The organism is Vibrio eleionomae (assembly GCF_009874545.1).
Taxonomy (GTDB): Bacteria; Pseudomonadota; Gammaproteobacteria; order Enterobacterales; family Vibrionaceae; genus Vibrio; species Vibrio nitrifigilis.
This window is the reverse complement of record NZ_WEKT01000048.1, coordinates 24,683-43,120: the sequence shown is the minus strand read 5'-3', so window position 1 is coordinate 43,120 and position 18,438 is coordinate 24,683. Positions and strand designations below refer to the sequence as shown.

At 42.7% G+C, this 18,438-nt stretch carries 11 protein-coding genes, 6 tRNA genes and 1 rRNA gene; 14 read left to right on the top strand and 4 right to left on the bottom strand.

Annotated features, from left to right (window positions below):
* Window positions 1-58 precede the first annotated feature (58 nt).
* A 5S ribosomal RNA gene (gene rrf / locus F9817_RS18840) occupies window positions 59-174 on the top strand.
* A gap of 48 nt (window positions 175-222) precedes the next feature.
* A tRNA-Ser gene (locus F9817_RS18835) sits at window positions 223-313 on the top strand.
* Between the two features lie 101 nt (window positions 314-414).
* Here the strand turns inward: F9817_RS18835 and ilvY are convergent.
* Window positions 415-1,311, bottom strand: coding sequence for an HTH-type transcriptional activator IlvY (gene ilvY, locus F9817_RS18830; protein ID WP_161157713.1), 897 nt, complete (start codon window positions 1,309-1,311; stop codon window positions 415-417).
* Window positions 1,312-1,469: 158 nt separating this feature from the next.
* Between ilvY and ilvC the strand changes: the two genes are divergently transcribed.
* Window positions 1,470-2,954, top strand: coding sequence for a ketol-acid reductoisomerase (gene ilvC / locus F9817_RS18825; RefSeq protein ID WP_161157712.1), 1,485 nt, complete (start codon window positions 1,470-1,472; stop codon window positions 2,952-2,954).
* Between the two features lie 153 nt (window positions 2,955-3,107).
* Here ilvC and ubiK read toward each other — a convergent pair whose 3' ends face one another.
* Window positions 3,108-3,365 carry a ubiquinone biosynthesis accessory factor UbiK gene (ubiK, locus tag F9817_RS18820; protein ID WP_161157711.1) on the bottom strand — a complete coding sequence of 86 codons (258 nt, stop codon included), beginning with the start codon at window positions 3,363-3,365 and terminating at the stop codon, window positions 3,108-3,110.
* Between the two features lie 241 nt (window positions 3,366-3,606).
* Between ubiK and rep the strand changes: the two genes are divergently transcribed.
* The 11 genes from rep to F9817_RS18765 all read left to right on the top strand — a co-directional run bounded on the left by rep (window position 3,607) and on the right by F9817_RS18765 (window position 13,774).
* Window positions 3,607-5,622 (top strand): DNA helicase Rep, encoded by a 2,016-nt coding sequence (gene rep, locus F9817_RS18815; protein WP_161157710.1) that lies wholly within the window; start codon window positions 3,607-3,609, stop codon window positions 5,620-5,622.
* Between the two features lie 251 nt (window positions 5,623-5,873).
* A tRNA-Arg gene (locus tag F9817_RS18810) sits at window positions 5,874-5,950 on the top strand.
* Between the two features lie 34 nt (window positions 5,951-5,984).
* A tRNA-His gene (locus tag F9817_RS18805) sits at window positions 5,985-6,060 on the top strand.
* 5 nt (window positions 6,061-6,065) lie between these two features.
* Window positions 6,066-6,142, top strand: a tRNA-Pro gene (locus F9817_RS18800).
* A gap of 66 nt (window positions 6,143-6,208) precedes the next feature.
* Window positions 6,209-6,284: transfer RNA gene (locus F9817_RS18795), tRNA-His, on the top strand.
* A gap of 5 nt (window positions 6,285-6,289) precedes the next feature.
* Window positions 6,290-6,366 (top strand) — tRNA-Pro (locus F9817_RS18790).
* 896 nt (window positions 6,367-7,262) lie between these two features.
* Entirely contained in the window at window positions 7,263-8,978 is a 1,716-nt protein-coding gene (locus F9817_RS18785; protein ID WP_161157709.1) for an ABC transporter ATP-binding protein, read from the top strand.
* Between the two features lie 104 nt (window positions 8,979-9,082).
* Entirely contained in the window at window positions 9,083-10,642 is a 1,560-nt protein-coding gene (locus tag F9817_RS18780; protein WP_161157708.1) for an ABC transporter substrate-binding protein, read from the top strand.
* A gap of 186 nt (window positions 10,643-10,828) precedes the next feature.
* Window positions 10,829-11,806, top strand: coding sequence for an ABC transporter permease (locus tag F9817_RS18775; protein WP_161157707.1), 978 nt, complete (start codon window positions 10,829-10,831; stop codon window positions 11,804-11,806).
* A gap of 2 nt (window positions 11,807-11,808) precedes the next feature.
* A complete protein-coding gene (locus F9817_RS18770) occupies window positions 11,809-12,747 on the top strand; it encodes an ABC transporter permease (RefSeq protein WP_161157706.1) in 939 nt (312 codons plus the stop codon).
* Window positions 12,748-12,883: 136 nt separating this feature from the next.
* Window positions 12,884-13,774, top strand: a complete 891-nt coding sequence (locus F9817_RS18765) for an SPOR domain-containing protein (protein WP_237476290.1) — start codon at window positions 12,884-12,886, stop codon at window positions 13,772-13,774.
* Between the two features lie 68 nt (window positions 13,775-13,842).
* Here F9817_RS18765 and F9817_RS18760 read toward each other — a convergent pair whose 3' ends face one another.
* Window positions 13,843-15,288, bottom strand: coding sequence for an efflux transporter outer membrane subunit (locus F9817_RS18760; protein ID WP_161157704.1), 1,446 nt, complete (start codon window positions 15,286-15,288; stop codon window positions 13,843-13,845).
* Window positions 15,278-18,427 (bottom strand): efflux RND transporter permease subunit, encoded by a 3,150-nt coding sequence (locus F9817_RS18755; protein ID WP_161157703.1) that lies wholly within the window; start codon window positions 18,425-18,427, stop codon window positions 15,278-15,280. Before F9817_RS18755 ends, F9817_RS18760 begins: the two co-directional genes overlap by 11 nt.
* Window positions 18,428-18,438 lie beyond the last annotated feature (11 nt).

The window sequence follows — 18,438 nt, the reverse complement described above, 5'->3', positions numbered from 1 at the left end:
GAGAACGACAGCTTTCTGAATTAATTGTTGCTGCGTAGCGGTAACAACAAAGAATTTGCTTGGCGACCATAGCATTTTGGACCCACCTGATCCCATGCCGAACTCAGAAGTGAAACGAAATCGCGCCGATGGTAGTGTGGGGCTTCCCCATGTGAGAGTAGGTCATCGCCAGGCTTTAAATATAGATGTATAGTATTTGACTACTGTAGATCGACAATTTGTGGAGAGATGGCTGAGTGGTCGAAAGCACCGGTCTTGAAAACCGGCAACCGTTAATAGCGGTTCTAGGGTTCAAATCCCTATCTCTCCGCCACATTCGAAAAGCCCGCTGAGAAATCAGCGGGCTTTTTCGTATTTGCTATATAGCTAGAAAAAGGAAGCGTCTGCTTCCTGAACTATTTTCTATCGCAAACCTTAATCAACAATACTTTTCTTTGCTGTTACCTCACTCCACAGTGCTTTTAACAGCGGGTTATCTAACTGTGAGCGTTTACAACAGACACCAAGTTTAAATGGTTTCATTGGAGCAATCGTCGATAGCCGTTGTACCTTGTCTCTGACCGGACTGTTATTGATTACAACATCAGGCGCTATCCCAACACCACACCCAAGAGATACCATACTAACTAGTGCCTCATTACCTGCTATCTGAGCATAGATATTAGGCTTGATCTTCATTTGTTTAAACCAGTTATCTGCCCTAACTCGAGATGTTCCCGTTTGTGGCAAGATAAAGGGGATCTTATTCCAGTCTGGCGATTCTTTTTGCAGTTCTTCGACAAAACTACTGATCCCTGCCGGTCCAATAAAAGAGAGTGGAATTTCACTGATGGTAGCGAACTCAACACGTGGCGAAAGTTGTTCAGGCATGGCCGAAATAGCAATGTCGACTTCATCATTAAGTACTTTATCAATCGCCAGTGCAGGATCGCCAGTTAACAGCTTAAACTCAATATAAGGGTGTTTAACACGAAAGGAGCTCAATAACTCAGGTAAATGACTATAGCTTGCGGTCACTGAGCAGAAGAGCTTTATCTCCCCTTTTAATTCAGCATCTTCATTATTAATCGCAACTTGAAATTGTTTCCACTCATTGACGATTCTCATTGCAACCGGCAATAACTGATTTCCGATGGGAGTGAGTTCTACTCGGCGGTTATCCCTAACAAACAGAGCATGACCAATATCTTGTTCAAGTTTTTGAACTTGGCGACTAAGTGCTGATGGACTTACATGCATAGCTTCTGCCGTTTGGCTGAAATTTTTGCTTTCACATAAGTGCAAAAATAGGCGAAGTGTTCTGATATTCATGGGATTCTCTCTATGTTGCACTTTTTGCAATAACTAGTTGTGAATATATCACTTTAAGCAATTTAATGCCTGAATTAGTATGAAGTCATTCGGTGCCACACCATACCAATGACAGAAGAGCACCGCTTAGACGGAAAGTATCAAAGGAGCATCCTACTATGGCGAATTATTTTAATACCTTAAACTTGCGCGAAAAGTTAGACCAGATCGGTCGTTGCCGCTTTATGGCTCGTGATGAATTTGCAAACGAAGCTGAATATCTCAAAGGTAAAAAAGTCGTCATCGTCGGTTGTGGTGCTCAAGGCCTAAACCAAGGCTTGAATATGCGTGACTCTGGTCTAGATATCTCTTACGCACTACGTGCTGCTGCGATTGCAGAGAAACGCCAATCTTTCAAAAACGCGAAAGATAACGGCTTTGTTGTTGGTACTTATGAAGAACTTATTCCTCAAGCTGATTTGGTGATGAACCTTACTCCAGATAAGCAGCACAGTAACGTGATTGAAACCGTAATGCCACTAATGAAAAAAGGTGCTGCATTAGGTTACTCTCATGGCTTCAACATTGTTGAAGAAGGTATGCAAATCCGCGAAGACATTACAGTAGTGATGGTTGCACCTAAATGTCCAGGTACAGAAGTTCGTGAAGAATACAAACGTGGCTTTGGTGTACCTACATTGGTTGCTGTTCACCCTGCAAACGATCCAAATGGTGACGGCTTAGAAATCGCTAAAGCTTGGGCTGCAGCAACAGGTGGTCATCGTGCTGGTTGTCTACAATCTTCTTTTGTTGCTGAAGTTAAATCAGATTTGATGGGCGAGCAAACTATCCTATGTGGTATGTTGCAAGCTGGCTCTATCGTTTGTTATGAAAAAATGCTTGCAGAAGGTGTTGACGCAGGTTACGCAGGTAAACTACTTCAATACGGTTGGGAAACTATCACAGAAGCTCTGAAATTCGGTGGTATCAGCCACATGATGGATCGTCTTTCTAACCCAGCGAAAATCAAAGCATTTGAACTTTCAGAAGAGCTAAAAGGCCTGTTGAAACCGCTGTACTACAAACATATGGATGACATCATCTCAGGTCACTTCTCATCAACTATGATGGCTGACTGGGCAAATGATGATGCAAATCTTCTAGGCTGGCGTGCAGAAACTGCAGAAACTGGTTTTGAAAACTACCCAGAGTCTGATGCAAAAATTTCTGAGCAAGAATACTTTGATAACGGTATTTTGATGGTTGCGATGGTTCGTGCAGGGATTGAATTGGCATTCGAAGCAATGACTGATTCAGGCATCATTGCTGAGTCTGCATACTACGAATCACTACATGAGCTACCATTGATTGCAAACACCATTGCTCGTAAACGTCTATACGAAATGAACGTGGTTATCTCAGATACAGCTGAATATGGTAACTACCTATTCTCTAACGTTGCGACTCCTCTGCTTCGTGAGAAATTCATGCCTAACGTTTCAACAGATGTTATTGGTAAAGGTCTAGCTGATGCTTCTAATCATGTTGATAACACACGCTTAATTGAAGTTAACCATGTTCTACGTCAGCATCCTGTAGAAGAAGTTGGTGAAAAACTTCGTGGTTACATGAAAGACATGAAACGCATCGCTGTTGGCGACTAATTGATGTCTAAAGGTTCGTTACCCATAAAAATAATCAACGAACCTTTAAAAAAATAACAAGCAAACACAATAAAAAACAAAAGGCTTGGTCTGTCGTGACCAAGCCTTTTTCTTTGTCTCTACTCAATCCAATGAGAGGATATGTAGTAAAAATTAAGCGTCTTTTGCCGCTAGTTTTTCTTCAATCTCTGCCAGTTTCTTTTCCATGTCTGTCAGTTTTTGACGGGTGCGCAAGAGAACTTGTGTTTGCACATCAAACTCTTCACGACTTACCACATCAAGTTTGTTCAATTGACCTTGAATAACTTGACGTACCTTTTGTTCAACATCCGCACCTAGCTCTTTGACTGGTTGAGGCATTGAGTCATGAATTTGCTTTGCAATCTGCTCTAATTTATTTGGATCAAACATTCGGGTTACTCCTATCCTTTACTCCGCATTCTATGCAATTCATAGGCGAAAGTCGTCATTATGGGAGAAAAAAAGATGACTTTCTGTGTTACTGACAATTTTCAGTCCAATTGGATAATCGTAGTGTCTTTGAGACATTAGTGCTTGCCGGTTACTGATAGAGATAATTGATAGGATTTCATGGCAACATGAACAATGAGCCATTATTATTAGCGGCTCAAGAACAGAGAAAGAGTGCACTATGAAGCTAAACCCTAGACAAGATGAAGCCGTTAAGTACGTATCAGGTCCTTGCCTGGTTCTAGCTGGCGCAGGTTCAGGTAAAACTCGTGTTATTACCAATAAGATTGCCTATTTGGTTCAAAAATGTCGTTATAAAGCACGAAATATTGCTGCGGTAACCTTTACTAACAAAGCCGCTCGTGAAATGAAAGAGCGGGTATCTCAAACACTAGGTAAAGCAGAGTCTCGTGGTTTAATGGTGTCGACATTCCATACTCTAGGTCTCAATATTATCCGCCGTGAATATAAGCAATTAGGATTGAAAGCTGGCTTTTCTCTGTTTGATGATCAAGACCAAATGGCGTTGCTAAAAGAATTAACAGAAAAGCAGTTAGATGGTGATAAAGACCTATTGAAGCAGTTGTTGAGTACCATCTCCAATTGGAAAAACGATATGGTGACCCCAGACCAAGCTAAAGCCTTGGCGCAGGGTGAGCAGCAACAGCTTTTCGCATTCTGTTTTGAAATGTATCAGACTCAGATGCAAGCCTATAATGCTTTGGATTTTGATGACCTCATTTTGATGCCAGTTCGGTTATTGCGCACTAATGAAGAGGTTCGTCAGCGCTGGCAGAATCGTATTCGCTATCTCCTTGTGGATGAATACCAAGATACCAATACCAGTCAATATGAATTGGTTAAGCTGTTAGTCGGAGAACGTGGCCGATTAACAGTGGTAGGTGATGACGATCAGTCTATCTATTCGTGGCGTGGCGCTAAGCCGCAAAACTTAGTGTTACTCGGTCAGGACTACCCCGACTTACGCCTCATTAAACTTGAGCAGAACTATCGCTCGACCAGTCGTATATTACGTTCTGCCAATATACTGATTGCGAATAACCCACACGTATATGAAAAATCGCTCTTTTCAGAAATACCTGACGGTGAAAGGCTTAAAGTCATCACTGCAAAGAATGAAGAGCATGAGGCTGAAAAGATTACCGCAGAAATTGTGGCACACAAATTCTTAAATCGAACTGAATATCGTGATTATGCTGTTCTCTATCGAGGTAACCATCAATCTCGGTTGATTGAGAAAAGCTTAATGCAAAACCGTGTGCCATATAAAATTTCGGGTGGTACGTCATTTTTTGCTCGTGCAGAAATTAAAGACATCATGGCTTACTTACGTGTGCTAGTGAACCCTGATGACGACAATGCTTTTCTACGTATTGTTAATACTCCTCGGCGTGAAATTGGCCCTGCAACACTCGAAAAATTGGGTAGCTACGCCAATATGCGGAGTAAAAGCCTATTTGCGGCCAGTTTTGAAATGGGCTTAGAACAACACCTTTCGGGCCGTGGTTTAGAAAACTTACGTCGTTTTACGCAGTGGCTAGTTGCGATTGCTGACAATGCTGAGCGTGGAGATTCGGTGGAAGCCGTTCGGTCACTGGTTCGTGATATCCATTATGAAGATTGGCTGCATGAAACGTCATCAAGCCCTAAGGCGGCTGAAATGCGCATGAAAAACGTCTCAGAGCTCTATTCATGGATTACGTCTGACTTACAAGGCGATAACTACGATCAGGAAGAAAAGTCGCTCAAGGAAGTGGTACAACGTCTTACGCTGCGTGACATGATGGAACGAGGTGAAGAGAACGATGACAGTGATGCGGTTCAGTTAATGACGCTACACGCCTCTAAAGGTCTTGAGTTTCCTTATGTCTACCTAATGGGAGCGGAAGAAGGGATTTTGCCCCATCAAACCAGCATTGATGAAGATAACGTCGAAGAAGAACGGCGCTTAATGTACGTGGGTATTACTCGAGCACAAAGGGAATTAACGTTCACTATGTGTAAAGAGCGTCGCCAATATGGTGAGCTTATTAAGCCTACTCAGAGTCGTTTTCTTGATGAACTTCCATATGATGATGTTGAGTGGGAAGTAAAGAAAAAGCCGCTTTCTCAACAAGAGCGAATGGAAAAAGGTCAGGCTCATATTGCAAACATCCGCGCTATGTTTAAAAAATAGTATTTGTCTGGAAATTCCTTTGGGGATCTGGATAGAAATTTGTTAACATGGCGCAGATTTCAAAGGTACTTGATTAACAATTTTTTTTGCCCCGATCAATGAGTTGCCAATTTCTTACACAGTGATTGAGGGTGTTTATGCTATTATTAGCAGCCATTTGACGAAAAACCCGTCAATCGGTAAAAAAAGTTGAAAAAGTACTAGACGCCGTAGTGTGATATCCGTATTATTCCACTCCGCCGATAGGGCATGCGCCCGTAGCTCAGCTGGATAGAGCGTTGGCCTCCGGAGCCAAAGGTCGAAGGTTCGAATCCTTTCGGGCGTACCATTCTCGGAGGGAATGTCGGTAAAAATTTGTAGTGGTGGCTATAGCTCAGTTGGTAGAGTCCCGGATTGTGATTCCGGTTGTCGCGGGTTCGAATCCCGTTAGCCACCCCATTCGTCGGTGAATAGCGCAGTTTGGTAGCGCATCTGGTTTGGGACCAGAGGGTCGGGGGTTCGAATCCCTCTTCACCGACCACTATTTATAGTTAGGCTTATTAAGCGTGACTAATTCGGCAAAAGCCGGTTAAAACACAAATTGATGGTGGCTATAGCTCAGTTGGTAGAGTCCCGGATTGTGATTCCGGTTGTCGCGGGTTCGAATCCCGTTAGCCACCCCATTTGTCGGTGAATAGCGCAGTTTGGTAGCGCATCTGGTTTGGGACCAGAGGGTCGGGGGTTCGAATCCCTCTTCACCGACCACCATTCGAAGCCTCAGCAGAAATGCTGGGGCTTTTTTGTATGTGCAATTTTTTGATGCTTGTGTTGCTTATCCATCACATATTGGCCATTACGATAGCCTCGCTGCGTTGAACTCCTCTTCACCGAACTTACCATTCAAAGACTTAGATATGCTCTTCCTGATTAGGCGTCGCCAAAGAAATATGGATTTTTCTCGTCTATCTTATTAATTTTTAGAGCAAAATGAGAATTTGCCCACATTAAAGTGATGAACTTTGCATAAAATTGCAAAATGAATGCCGATAGTAGCGGTAACTTTAGATCTGGATCTCTTTGTTATTACTAGCTCATTGTAATGATGTGTGTGGCTTTAATTTTAAGTATTTATGCGAATGATGCATGTTTTTATATTGGGTTTTAATATTAATTAAAGATTGTTTTTAGGCTTTAAATTCTAATTATTATAAATATGTTAGTTTTTTATCTCATTTAATGGTGATAAATTTTATTTATTATCATTGATTAATATTTGAGTAGAGTTTCCACTCTAATGCAATTTTACGCACATAATGAAATTTATTTTATTTTGACCATGTTTGTTTTTTTGGTTTATACCTCTAATTTGTAGCATATTTATCATGTGCCATAAAAGGGTGGTGTTTATCTATTTATTTACATAAAGTGAATTAATATACGATTAATGTGTTGTAAATACACATATATCGCATTTTTATACTATTTGAGTTGCTTTTTATACGTAGATTTGTCAAATTGTTTGGCTAATAAGTGCCAGAATATTGTACTGGCAAGAATGGATTCACATATACCTGATCACATCTGTACTTTAGAGTCTCTAGAGGCATTCAGGTATTCAGACAGGGCAAGAAAACTGTCGAAGCAGTAGAGGTCTGGTTTCAATGTCTCTTTTAGAAGTAAAAAACCTTCGGATAGAATATCCGTCGCGTCATGGTGTGTTCGCCGCAGTCAAGTCACTTTCATTCTCTATCGAACGTGGAGAAATTGTTGGCGTCGTTGGCGAATCTGGTGCTGGTAAGTCAACAGTAGGTAATGCTGTTATTGATTTACTTAGTCCTCCTGGGCATGTAGCTGATGGTGAAGTCTTCCTTGATGGTAAGAAAATATCAGGTTTGAGCAACGAAGAGATGCGGCAGGTTCGGGGATCTAAGATAGGCTTTATCTTCCAAGACCCGATGACTTCTCTAAATCCTCTTTTCACTGTTGAACACCAGTTAAAAGAAACGATTCATGCCAATATGAAAGTCAGTGATAGTGAAGCCTACGAGCGCGCTCTTTCATTAATGAATCAAGTGGGTATTCCACAGCCAGAAAACCGCCTTAAACAATACCCTCACCAATTTTCGGGTGGTATGCGTCAGAGAGTCGTTATTGCTATCGCTCTTGCGGGCGAACCCGATCTGATCATTGCTGATGAACCTACAACAGCACTTGATGTTTCTATACAAGATCAAATTCTTAACTTGATTCGTGAGTTATGTATTGAGCATAACGTTGGGTGCATGTTGGTAACCCATGATATGGGTGTCGTTTCTAACGTCACCGATCGTGTTGCTGTGATGTACCGTGGTGAATTAGTTGAAATAGGTCCAACTAAGAAGGTGTTAGGTCATCCTGATCACCCTTACACTCGCAGTTTAATTTCAGCTGTGCCTCGTTCAGATATTAAGCTGGAGCGGTTCCCTCTTGTTAGCTACATCGAAGAAGCTCAAGAACATCAAGCCATTGATATAAAAAATCACTGGCTGGGTCAGCGTGAAGTTCATCGTGACTACACAGGGCCACTTTTAAACGTAGAAAACGTGAATCTACGTTTTGTGACTAAGGATTCCTTATTTGAAAGTCGACGTGAGTATATTCAAGCGTCGAATAATGTGAGCTTTGAAATCTATGAAGGTGAAACTTTCGGTTTGGTGGGTGAATCCGGTTCAGGTAAATCAACGATAGCGCGTGTTATTGCCGGTTTATATCAGCCTAATTCTGGTTCAGTGCATTTCGAAGGGATTGATCTTACTGCGTTAAAATCTGAAAAAGAACGTCGTCCATTACGTCGTGCAATGCAGATGGTATTTCAAAACCCTTATACGTCTATGAATCCACGGATGAAAGTCTTTGATATTGTGGCTGAACCGATCCGCTTTCATAGCTTAACAAAAAATGAAGCAGAAACTCGCAGCGTCGTTGACGACTTACTCGAGCACGTTGGTCTTGGCAAAGCTGCAGGCTTGAAATATCCCCATGAATTTTCCGGTGGTCAGCGTCAACGTATTTCGATCGCTCGCGCTTTAGCAACTCGGCCGCGTTTATTGATTTGTGATGAACCTACCTCCGCATTGGATGTGTCTGTGCAAGCGCAAATTTTAAATTTGTTGAAAGACTTACAATCAGAGCTTGGGTTAACGATGTTGTTCATTAGTCACGACTTACCTGTGATTCGCCAGGTGTGCGATCGAGTGGGAGTGATGAAAATGGGCACATTGCTAGAAACAGCATCAACAGAGCAGCTGTTTACCAATCCACAGCATGAATATAGCCAGCACCTAATCTCTCTGATGCCGGAATTTACTGGTTTAAGAGAATCAATTAAGGCCTCTTAATTGAGGTCTTAAGGCACTCACCTGAGTGTAACACTTAGAAAATTATTAGATAAAAAAGCAAATACAAACAACTAGGGACACAATCCCGCATAAGGAGTTATGCAATGAAAACCATGAAAAGCAAGATAGCCTTGGCGCTGGTCGCTGCAGGCCTAAGTTTTGCTGCTTTAGCCGCAGATATTACCGTTGCTTATGATGCTGACCCAGTTTCTCTTGACCCTGAAGAGCAGCTATCTGGTGGTACGTTACAACTTTCACACATGGTATTTGATCCACTAGTTCGTTATACCCAAGATATGCAATTTGAACCTCGCCTGGCTACAAGCTGGGAACGTATTAATAAAACAACGATGCGTTTCCACTTGCGTAAAGGGGTAAAATTCCACTCGGGTAACGACTTTACCGCGGACGATGTGGTGTGGACATTTAACCGTCTAAAAACGTCACCAGATTTTAAAGGTATCTTTGACCCATATAAAGAGATGGTGAAAGTGGATGATTACACTGTCGATCTCGTTACAAAAGGTCCATACCCTCTAGTTCTGCAAAACGCGACTTACATTTTCCCAATGGACAGCAAGTTCTACAGTGGCAAAACTAAAGATGGCAAAGATAAAAGTGCAATCGTAAAACACGGCAACTCATTTGCTTCAACTCATGTTTCAGGTACTGGTCCATTTGAGATTACTTACCGTGAGCAAGGTGTTAAAACTGAATTCAAACGTTTCGATAATTACTGGGATAAAAAATCCAAGGGTAACGTAGACGATCTGACTTTGGTGCCAATTAAAGAAGATGCGACTCGTGTTGCTGCGCTTCTATCTGGTGATGTAGACATGATTGCACCGGTTGCTCCTAGTGACCAACGCCGCGTTAAAACAGCCCCTGGTATTAACTTGGTGACCATGTCTGGTACTCGTATCATCTCTTTCCAATTGAATGAAGCGTCTAACCCTGCATTGAAAGATAAACGTGTTCGCCAAGCAATTGCTTACGCGATTAATAATGAAGGTATTGTTAAGAAAATCATGCGTGGTTTTGGTACCGCTGCTGCACAACAAAGCCCGAAAGGTTATGCGGGTTATAACCCAGATTTAAAACCTCGCTATGATCTGAAAAAAGCGAAAGAATTAATGAAAGAAGCGGGTTACGCAAAAGGCTTTAGCCTTTCTATGATCGCACCAAATAACCGTTACGTTAACGATGCGAAAATTGCTCAAGCGACTGCCGCTATGTTGTCGAAAATTGGCATCAAAGTTGACCTGAAAACCATGCCTAAAGCGCAATACTGGCCTGAATTTGATAAATGTTCAGCAGATATGCTGATGATTGGTTGGATGTCAGATACAGAAGATTCGGCGAACTTTACTGAATTCTTGACCATGACTCGTAACGAAGAAACAGGTAAAGGTCAGTACAACTGTGGTCACTACTCAAACCCAGAAGTTGATAAGCTGATTAACGACGCTAACGTAGAAACGGATCCTGCGAAACGTGGCAAAATGCTACAAAAAGTGGAAGCTGTACTTTATAACGATGCAGCATTTATCCCTCTACACTGGGAAAACCTAGCTTGGGCGGCGAAATCTTCACTAGATATTAAACCTATCGTTAACCCAATGAACTTCCCTTACTTCGGTGATTTAGTCGTTAAAGAAAAATAACGTCTAACACTGCTTACACGGCTTTCTAGTGAAAGCCACTGTGCCTATCTAAGAAGTTAGATAGGCTCAAGTAAGGTTTTGGTGCTTAGCTTTGTTTCAGTCGGGCTAAGTGCCATTTTTGAGGCTGAATTGCTTTGTTTTGCTGCAATGTGCAGCAAAAGTCATGGATAGTTTAAGGGGCAAGGAATGTTTTCGTTTCTGGTCAAGCGCCTGTTTCAGGCACTGATAGTGATGTTTGTGATCAGTATAGTGGCGTTTGCCATTCAAGATAACTTGGGGGATCCGCTACGTGAATTAGTGGGTCAATCGGTGTCTGATGCCGAACGGCAGGCTCTGCGCGATGAACTTGGTCTTAACGATCCATTCATTACCAAATATCACCGTTTTATCGTGGGTGCTCTGCACGGCGATTTAGGTACTTCTTATTTCTATAAACGCCCTGCGTTAGATGTCATTTTAGATAAGTTGGTAGCAACTCTTGAGTTAGTGTTTGGAGCTTCCATCATTATCATTGTGCTCTCGATACCGCTCGGGGTTTATTCAGCAATACATCCTAAAAGGTGGCTGACGAAAGTGATTATGGCAGGAAGTAGTATCGGGATATCCATTCCTGTGTTTTTAACTGCCATTCTCTTGATGTATGTATTCTCTATTGAACTTGGCTGGTTGCCGTCTTATGGGCGAGGTGACACAGTAAATGTATTAGGTTGGCAATCGGGTTACTTTACGAAAGATGGGCTGCTGCATTTAATTTTGCCGTGTGTGTCACTCGCTTCTATTATGCTGCCTCTTTTTATTCGTTTAGTACGCTCTGAAATGCTGGAAGTATTGAGTTCCGAATATATCAAATTCGCACGAGCTAAAGGGTTAGCCACCAATAAAGTTCATTATCAACATGCATTAAAAAATACGCTTCTTCCGGTACTGACAGTGGGGGGGGTGCAGCTTGGTTTGATGGTGGCTTATACCATTTTGACCGAAACAGTATTCCAATGGCCAGGTACAGGCTTCCTTTTCCTTGAAGCGGTTAACCGCGTGGATACACCATTGATAACCGCTTACGTTATTTTTGTTGGCCTGATCTTCGTGGTAACCAATACCATTATCGATTTGTTATATGGGCTAATTAACCCAACCGTTAATTTAACAGGGAAAGGAGCATAATCATGAGTAACACTTACGTGGCTCCGTCTCGTTGGGAGCGTTTTAAAAAATCGGATTTTCTTTATTATTTCTTACACGACAAAGTCGCAATGTTCAGCTTTGCTATTTTTCTTGTCTTTGTTGTGTTGGCGCTATTAGCTCCATGGATATCACCGACGAATCCTTATGACCTGACATCGATTGATATTATGGATTCAGAATTGCCTCCATCTTGGATGAGTGGTGGTGAGGCCCATTTCCTTTTGGGAACGGATGACCAAGGACGCGATATTTTATCGACCATGCTGTATGGATCTCGTTTATCGTTAACCATTGGCTTTCTCGCTGTGGCGGTACAGCTGTGTATTGGGGTTTTTGTTGGCTTATGCTCAGGTTACTTTGGCGGTCGTGTTGATAGCTTCTTGATGCGTGTTGCAGATGTGCAGCTTTCATTTTCAACAATGATGGTTGCTATTATTGTTTCCGCTATTTTTAAAGCCAGCTTTGGGGATGAATTGTATAGTGAATATGCAGTCACCATGTTGGTTTTGATTATCGGTTTTGCCGAATGGCCGCAGTACGCACGTACGATTCGTGCATCTGTATTGGCAGAGAAGAAAAAAGAGTATGTCGAAGCGGCAAAAGTGATGGGCTTTAGAGCTCCCCGCATTATGTTTCGTCATATTTTACCAAACTGTTTATCACCAATTTTGGTTATCTCAACCGTTCAGGTGGCAAATGCCATTATGTCGGAAGCGGCGCTTTCTTTCCTCGGGTTAGGTTTGCCGGTCGATCAACCTTCATTAGGGTCACTTATTAATATCGGTTTTTCTTATATTTTTTCCGGCTCTTGGTGGATTACCGCCTTCCCTGGTATCTTGCTGGTGGTGCTGGTTTTAGTGATAAACCTGCTTGGTGACTGGTTACGTGATGTATTTAACCCTAAATTGTACAAAGGGTGATCGGATTCAATTGATTTTATTAGCTAAATCTAACTAAACTAAGAGCCGTAAGTGTTAATTACGGCTCTTTTTTTGCATCCCTGAAAGTATCGTGAACATTTGCCGCTTTAAATCAAGGGATAAGATGGAGATGAGAATGGAACGTCACCACAAAGTTACCCAAGCATTACTTTTGAGCCTGATAGTTATTGCCGCTCCGCTGTACTCATCTTTAGTCAGTGCTCAAAGCTTTCTCTGTGATGCTAAACAAACCAGCAGTAATGCTCTGCCGGTGCTCGATAAGTCATGCCCGATTGGGGATGGTTTATGGGGAGATAGAACACCCAAACATAAAGGCTCTCAGTTTTGGATCCAATGCGGCATGATGCGTGATCATTTGTCGCTAGAAAAAGCAAAACCGTTATATCGCAAGATCACGACTGATGTGTGGTTAAAGCCTGAAAACAACGGAGTTCGTTGCTTAATCGGCCCTTATGAAGACTACAAAAAAGCGAAAGCGGATATGTTGCGAGTAAGGACCTTGCCTAACTACAAAAAAGTATTTATTCGCGAAGTCTCTCAGAAAGGTAAAACCATGAAAGCTCCTGCCATGGTGAAAAAAGCCCCGCAAACCATGACTAAAATGATGGCGGTTGAGAAAAAAGTCCCAGCTAAACGTGTTCCAGTAACGAAGCCGATAGAGCCACAGAATAAAATTCAGATTCGCCGCCAAGCTCAAGTGGGTAAGTTAAACTTTGCGGTACCTTATATTAATGATGATAAAATTCAATTTTATATGGATCAGGATTTACCGTGGAATCGCTTGGATTACGATCATGCAGAGAAAACGTGTAGCCGTATTAACATGCGCCTTGCTACTGAGTTAGAGTGGCGAGATTTGCTGCAATCTGGTGTGATGCAAAAAGAGCGTTGGCCTATCAATTTACCTTATTGGGGCTGGAATCATCGTGGCCTATTTATGAATGGTAAAACCAATAATTTAAAAGGCACATCGTTACTTAATGTTCTCTGTGTGACTTCTAAATAGACGGTATTGTTAAAAAAGAAAACCCCGTGCATTTGCATGGGGTTTTTTTATTGAAGAACGGCTATCAGTTAGTCTTCGATGGTTTTCATCGCTTCTTTCACTGATGTTGATTTCTCTTGGTCTGCCGCTGTCCAGCCACCACCTAATGCTTTGAATAGGTCGATACGGCTGGTTAACAAGTTCAAGTGAGCAGAAAGTTCACTTTCTCGAGCACTAAACAAAGAGCGCTGAGCATCCAATAAATCGATATAGCTATCATTACCTTTTTGGTAACGCATTTGAGCTAACTTGTAATAGTCTTCATTGGCTTGTAGGTTGGCTTTCTGCGCCTTCCACTCTTCCATGTAGTATTCCTGACCTACTAAGGCGTCAGACACCTCTTTGAAGCCAGTTTCAATTGCTTCTTGGTAAGCAATAATTGAAGATTGTTTCTCAATTTTTGCTGCATCCAAGTTAGCTGAATTACTACCCCAATCAAAGATTGGGAGAGAAAGTGACGGTGCAAATGTCCAGTAACCTGAGTCCGAACTAAACAAGTTGCTCATTGAGCTACTCATTGTCCCTGCATTTGCGGTTAAGCTGATGCTTGGGAAGAATGCTGCACGAGCAGCGCCAATGTTCGCGTTTTCAGATTTTAGAGTGTGTTCTGCTGCCAAAATATCTGGACGATGCAAAATCAACTTAGAGTTAGAACCGACTTTCAACTCAGACAGCATTTTGCCGTCTTCTGTTGGTAGGCGATCTTGACCTTTCCATTTAACTGGCGCACCAACAAGTTGGCGTAAGGTGTTTTTCTCTTGGGCAACGGCGAGTTTATATTGCGCGACAGTAGCACGCGCACTATGCAGCGCGGTTTTACTTTGTGCCAATGTTAATGCATCGCTGTAACCTGCTTTGTAGCGAGTCTCAACCAAGTTTAAGGTTTTTTGATAGGCTTTCACTGTGTCTTGCGATAGCTCTAACAATTCCTGATTAGTAATCAAGGTCATGTACGCAGAAGCCACTTGAGCAACCAAACTGATCACGGCACTACGGCGAGTTTCATCAGACGCTAAGTAGCTCTCTAATGCTTGATCGCTCAAGCTCTTAACTCGACCAAAGAGATCGAGTTCATAGCTTGTAATACCGACAGTTGCTAAGTCTTTATTGCTGTAAACTTTTCCTGCACCAGTATAGGCATCAGATGTTCGAGTTCGAGCAAAACTGCCTGAAGCATCTAATCCAGGATAACGTGCGGCATCCTGAACACGATATTGTGCTTTAAGTGATGCTACATCAAGGATGGTTTGTTTCAGGTCTTTGTTGTTTTTGAGTGCCGTTTCAACCAGCATTTGCAGGTGTTTATCGGCCATAAAACTGCGCCAATTTGGCAGCGCAGTTTCCATGTCTTGTTTGCCAGCAGTTTCAGACCAACCCTGTTGCTCCGATGATGAAGATGGTTGCTGATAATCTGGTGCCAAACTACAGCCGCTTAGAGCGGCTGCAACGATTAATGGTAACAGTTTAATTTGCATCACTGTTCTCCTCTACCGTGTCTTCACCAATTTTGTGACGTTTCGTTTTGAACAAACTCATCACAAGGACAAAGAATACTGGTACAAAGAATATCGATAGAATAGTCGCGGATAACATACCTCCAACCACACCCCAACCGATAGCATTTCGGCTAGCGGCGCCAGCACCAGTACTTAGTGCTAGAGGTAACACGCCGAGAATGAAGGCGAAAGAGGTCATCATGATTGGACGTAAACGCATACGACATGCATCAACGGTAGCCTCAACCAGTCCCATGCCATCGTCATACAAGGCTTTGGCGAATTCTACAATCAAGATGGCATTTTTTGCCGATAGACCAATGGTCGTCAACAAACCAACTTGGAAGTAAACGTCGTTTGACAACCCTTTGAACGTTGCTGCTAATACCGCCCCTAAAATACCTAGTGGTACAACAAGGATAACGGAGAATGGTACGCTCCAGCTTTCGTACAATGCCGCGAGAGACAAGAATACGATCAACAATGAAATACCATATAGCATGCCAGAGTTCGATGAGGATTGACGTTCTTGGTAAGAAATACTACCCCAGTCAACCCCAATACCATCTGGCAGTTTTTTAACAAGTTTTTCAATTTCTGCCATCGCTTCACCAGAACTGTACCCTGCAGCGGCAGTACCTTGAATGTTCATTGACGCAGTACCGTTGAAACGTTCCAGACGTGGTGAACCATAATCCCAGTGATAAGTTGCAAAGGCACCGAATGGGACCATATCACCATCTTCGTTACGTACGTGCCATAACTCAAGATCCTTAGGATTCATACGGTAAGGTGCGTCAGCTTGCACGTATACTTTTTTGATACGACCGCCATCGACAAAGTCATTAACGTAGCTAGAGCCCCAAGCTGTAGATAGCATTGAGTTAATATCACTAACCGATACACCCATTGCCATCGCTTTTTCATAGTCGATATCGACTTTGAACTGAGGACCATCTTCCATACCGTTAGGACGCACAGCCGTTAAGACGGGATCTTGTGCTGCCATACCTAACAACTGGTTACGAGCTTGCAATAACTTCTCATGACCTAAGCCACCATTATCAACAAGGTAAGCATCAAAACCACTGGATGTACCTAAGCTAGGAACTGCCGGAAGGTTGAAGGCAAACACTTGCGCTTCTTTGATTGTAGCTAGGAATCCCCAGGCTCGACCAATAATGGCATTAACTGATTGATCTTCACGAGGACGTTTATCCCAGTCTTTCAGTTTTACAAACGCCATCCCCATGTTTTGACCACTACCTGCGAAACTAAAACCGGCGATGGTAAATACAGAGTCGACGTTCTCTTTTTCTTTGGTGAGGAAGTAGTCTTGCAGTTTTTTACCTACCGCCATAGTACGTTCTTGAGTCGCACCGGTTGGAAGGGTAATCATTGCCATAACAACGCCTTGGTCTTCTTCAGGCAAGAAGGAAGTCGGTAGACGTTGGAACAAGACAAGTAAACCACCGACGATCACCACATAAACGACCACATAGCGGATTTTTTTCGACAAACTACCCGCAACAAATCGTTGGTAGCGATCTGTACCACTATTGAAGCTATTATTAAACCAAGCAAATGGCCCTTTCGTGATATGGACTTCACCTTGACGGCGAGGTTTTAAGATCGTTGCACACAATGCTGGTGTCAGAATCATCGCACACAGAACAGATAGAACCATTGCTGATACGATCGTTAGTGAGAACTGACGGTAAATAGCACCGGATGCGCCACCAAAGAAAGCCATTGGAACGAATACGGCACTCAATACCAGAGCGATACCCACCAAGGCGCCGGTGATCTGACCCATGGATTTACGTGTCGCTTCGAGTGGCGATAAGCCATCCTCTTCCATCACACGTTCCACGTTTTCGACCACCACGATGGCATCATCCACCAGCAAGCCAATCGCCAGCACCATACCAAACATGGTTAAGGTGTTAATCGAGTAGCCAAAGCTAGCCATAATACCGAACGTACCAAGCAGTACGACAGGCACAGCAATGGTTGGTATTAATGTCGCGCGGAAGTTTTGCAAGAACACAAACATCACGATGAATACCAACACAACGGCTTCTGCGAGAGTGTGAACAACTTCTTCGATAGAGATTTTAACGAATGGTGTGGTATCAAATGGGTAAACAACCTTCATTCCGTGTGGGAAGTAAGGTGAAAGTTCAGCCATTTTTGCTTTCACATTCTCAGCGGTATCAAGGGCGTTAGCACCACTGGAAAGTTTGATCGCGATACCGGTTGAGTACTTGCCATTATAACGGGCAACGGCGGTATAGCTTTCACCACCAATCTCAACGCGAGCGACGTCTTGGACGCGTACCTGTGAACCATCGCTTTGAACTTTTAGCAGGATATTTTTAAACTGTTCAACAGTTTGTAAACGTCCTTGAGCCGTAATGGTCGCAGTTATTTGTTGCCCCTTCACAGCCGGAGTACCACCTAAAGAGCCGACAGACACTTGCGTGTTTTGGCTTGAAATGGCGCTAGTTACATCACTTGGTGTTAGATTAAATTTGTTCAATTTGTTTGGATCTAACCATATACGCATTGAGTGCTGAGCACCGAATACTTGAACTTCACCAACACCTTGTACGCGGCTTAATGGGTCTTTAATGTGGGATACGGCATAATCAGATAATTCATTGTTATTCATTGAGTTATCGTCAGATATGAAGCCGACCACCATTAAGAAACTCGACGTCGATTTCGCTACAGTAATACCATAGTCGACCACCGAATCGGGTAAGGTGGATTCCACCGCACTCAGTTTGTTCTGTACTTGGACCTGAGCTATATCAGGGTCGGTACCTGTAGCAAAGGTTAACTGAATTTGGAATTGACCTGATGAGTCACTGCTAGAAGACATGTACAACAGGTTATCGATACCATTCATGTTTTGTTCGACAACCTGAGTAACACTACTTTCTACCGTTTTGGCAGAAGCACCAGTATAGGTACCAGAAATGGTAACTGATGGTGGAGCGATCTGCGGATATTGCTCAATAGGTAGGGTTTCAATAGACAGAATCCCCGCGAGCATAATCAAGATCGCGACAACCCAAGCAAAGATGGGTCTATCGATGAAAAAACGAGCCATAAAACAGAATT